Annotated in this window: 3 protein-coding genes; 2 read left to right on the top strand and 1 reads right to left on the bottom strand. The window is 60.1% G+C overall.

Features of this window, described 5'->3' with window-relative positions:
- Positions 1 to 8 precede the first annotated feature (8 nt).
- A complete protein-coding gene (hypD, locus tag GX108_05135) occupies positions 9 to 1,058 on the top strand; it encodes a hydrogenase formation protein HypD (protein NLO56423.1) in 1,050 nt (349 codons plus the stop codon).
- Complete coding sequence (hypE, locus tag GX108_05130) at positions 1,046 to 2,032, top strand: hydrogenase expression/formation protein HypE (protein ID NLO56422.1); 987 nt, start codon at positions 1,046 to 1,048, stop codon at positions 2,030 to 2,032. The genes hypD and hypE overlap by 13 nt, the downstream gene beginning before the upstream one ends.
- A gap of 14 nt (positions 2,033 to 2,046) precedes the next feature.
- Here hypE and mgtE read toward each other — a convergent pair.
- The coding region (mgtE, locus tag GX108_05125; protein NLO56421.1) for a magnesium transporter at positions 2,047 to 2,817 on the bottom strand (771 nt) is incomplete at its 5' end.

Below are 2,817 nucleotides of genomic sequence, written 5' to 3'. Positions count from 1 at the left end.
CAAAAGCACTGGGTGAGTTGACCGATAGGCCGATCAAGGTGATGGAGGTCTGCGGCACCCATACCGTGTCAATTTTTCGGCAGGGGTTGAGAGCTTTGTTCCCACCCAACGTCGCCCTCGTGTCTGGTCCCGGATGTCCGGTGTGCGTTACGTCCCAGGGAGAGATCGACGCCGCCCTGTCCTTGGCGGGGCGTGCTAATACCACCGTGGCGACCTACGGAGCCATGCTCAGGGTACCGGGCACCGAGCCGACCTTGGCCGAAGAGAGGTCCCGCGGCGCTGACGTGAGGGTAGTCACATCGGCTGACCAGGCCCTTTCGCTGGCCATGGACGACAGGACCCGTACCGTGGTTTTCCTGGCGGTCGGGTTCGAGACGACCGCCCCGGCCACAGCCTCGGTGGTTCTCGACGCCTGCCGGGAAGACCTGGACAATTTCATGATCCTCAACCTGCATAAATCGGTGCCGCCGGCCCTGGAGACGCTGGCCTCCGACCCCGAAGTAAAACTCGAGGCGTTTCTACTCCCCGGCCACGTGAGCGTCATCACGGGACTTGAGCCCTATCGTTTCCTGCCCGAACGGTACGGCATTGCCTGCGCTGTGGCGGGCTTCGAGGCGGAGGAAATAATGGCGGCCCTCGTCGAGGTGGCGCGGCAAATCCGTGAAAAAAGACCAAGGGTTGCATCTCTTTACAGCCGGGCGGTAAGACCCCAGGGTAATGCGACGGCCAGGAGTGTCATGGGTAAAGTATTTGCCCTGGATGACGCAACCTGGAGGGGCCTGGGCATAATAACCTCCTCGGGTTATTCCCTCAGGGAAGAGTTCACTCGCTTCGACGCCCTTGAAAGGCTGGGCTTGACCATAAAAGAAGCCCCTCCCCCGGCAGGCTGCATGTGCGGTGAGGTACTCAAGGGATTGATCGATCCTCCCGCCTGCGCACTCTTTGGAAGATCATGCACCCCTGCGCACCCCATCGGTCCCTGCATGGTCTCGACGGAAGGAAGCTGCGCCGCCTATTATCGTTTCCGACAAAGGGGGAATGTAAACTGGAGAGATTGAGCATCGGCCACGGGGCCGGCGGAAGCCTCACCCAGGAGCTCATCTCGCTCATAACGGGCCGTTTCGATGGCAGCCCCCTGGCCGACGGCGAGGACTGCGCGATCCTGCCCGGTGGTTACGCCATGACCATCGATGGATACACCGTGTCGCCCCTTTCCTTCGACGGAGGTGATATAGGAAAGCTTTCCGTCTGCGGAAGCACCAATGACCTGTCGGTAAGGGGCGTGAAGCCGCTCTACATGGCCCTGGGAGTCATCGCCGAAGAGGGTTTTCCTATAGGAGAACTAATGGAATACATGGAGAGCGCCGCCGCCGTATGCAGATCCCTTGGCGTCCAACTTGTTACGGGTGACACCAAGGTGGTTCCCCGGGGCCAGGCCGACGGACTGTTCCTCTCCACTTGCTGCATCGGCAGGGTGAACCGGAAGGATCAACTGGGGGCTCTCAACATGCGCCCCGGCGACACCATAATCATCACCTGCCCGCCCGGATTGCATGGTGCCACCATCGCCGCCCGCCGTTACGGACTCAAGGTCAGGGGACTTTCCTCCGACTGCGCCGCTTTGTGGCCACTGCTGGAGAATATCCTGCCCGTGAACGGACTCCGATGCATGCGCGACTGCACCAGGGGCGGACTCGCTACGGTGCTCTGCGAGTGGTCGGAAAGGGCAGGGCTCGGAATCGAGATCGACGAGACGCTGGTACCCTGGAATGAGGCGGCCCTTTCGGTTTGCGACATCCTTGGCTTCGAACCACTGCACATGGCTGGGGAAGGCTGCGCCGCCGTAGCCGTAGCCGAAGAGGAAGCTCAGGAAACGGTGGGGCTGCTGAGGAAACATTTTCTTGGGAAGAGTGCCTCGGTGATCGGTCGTGTTACGGAGGAACATCCAGGCCTGGTGGGCATCAGGACACGCTCCGGGGGCACCCGCCTGGTGGATAAGCCCGTCGGTGAACTGCTACCCCGGATATGTTAGGGAATCGTTCCAACCTACCCCAGCCCCAAGACGGAACGGGCGATCTGGAAGTAGACCAAAAGGCCCACCACGTCTACGACGGTGGTTATGAAGGGGCCTGAAACGATGGCCGGGTCGAACCGCAAGGCCCTGGCCGCAAAGGGCAGCAAAACTCCTATCAAGTTTCCTATTATTACGACAACCACGAGGGACAGGGCAACCACCAGGGCTACATCCAATCCGGTGCCCAGGGTCACGGCCCTGAAAACGCCAAGGAGTGCGAGAGCGACCCCGAGGATCAGGCCGGTAAAGGCCTCCCGCAGTAAAACACCGCCAATGTCGCCCCACTTGATCTCACCGAGGGTCATCCCCCTTATCATCAGGGTCGATGACTGGGTTCCGGTGTTCCCCCCAGTATCGATGAGGAAGGGGATGAAAAAGGTCAGGGCGACAACACTCGAGATAATCGACTCGTGGTGCTTCAGTATGGACGAGGTAAAAGCCTGGGTTATTATGCAGACAAGAAGCCATGTCAGCCTTTTCCTCGCCAGGGTGAAGAGGCCGATCTCCAGGTACTTTTCCTCGAAGGGCTGTATACCCGCCATGCGCTCGAAGTCCTCGGTGGCTTCCTCTTCGACGATATCGAGGACATCGTCGAAGGTCACTATCCCCACGAGGCGATTCTCCAGGTCCACCACCGGGATGACGTGGAGGTCGTAACGGGACATAACCTGCGCCACTTTCTCCTGGTCTGTCAGGGTCGTTACGAATACCGGGTTGTCGTCCATCAGGTCCGAAACGAGCGT

Origin of the sequence: Thermovirga sp., assembly GCA_012523215.1 — a bacterium.
Classification (GTDB): Bacteria; Synergistota; Synergistia; order Synergistales; family Thermovirgaceae; genus 58-81.
Note: the sequence above shows the minus strand (reverse complement) of the source record. Positions and strands in the feature narration are given on the sequence as shown.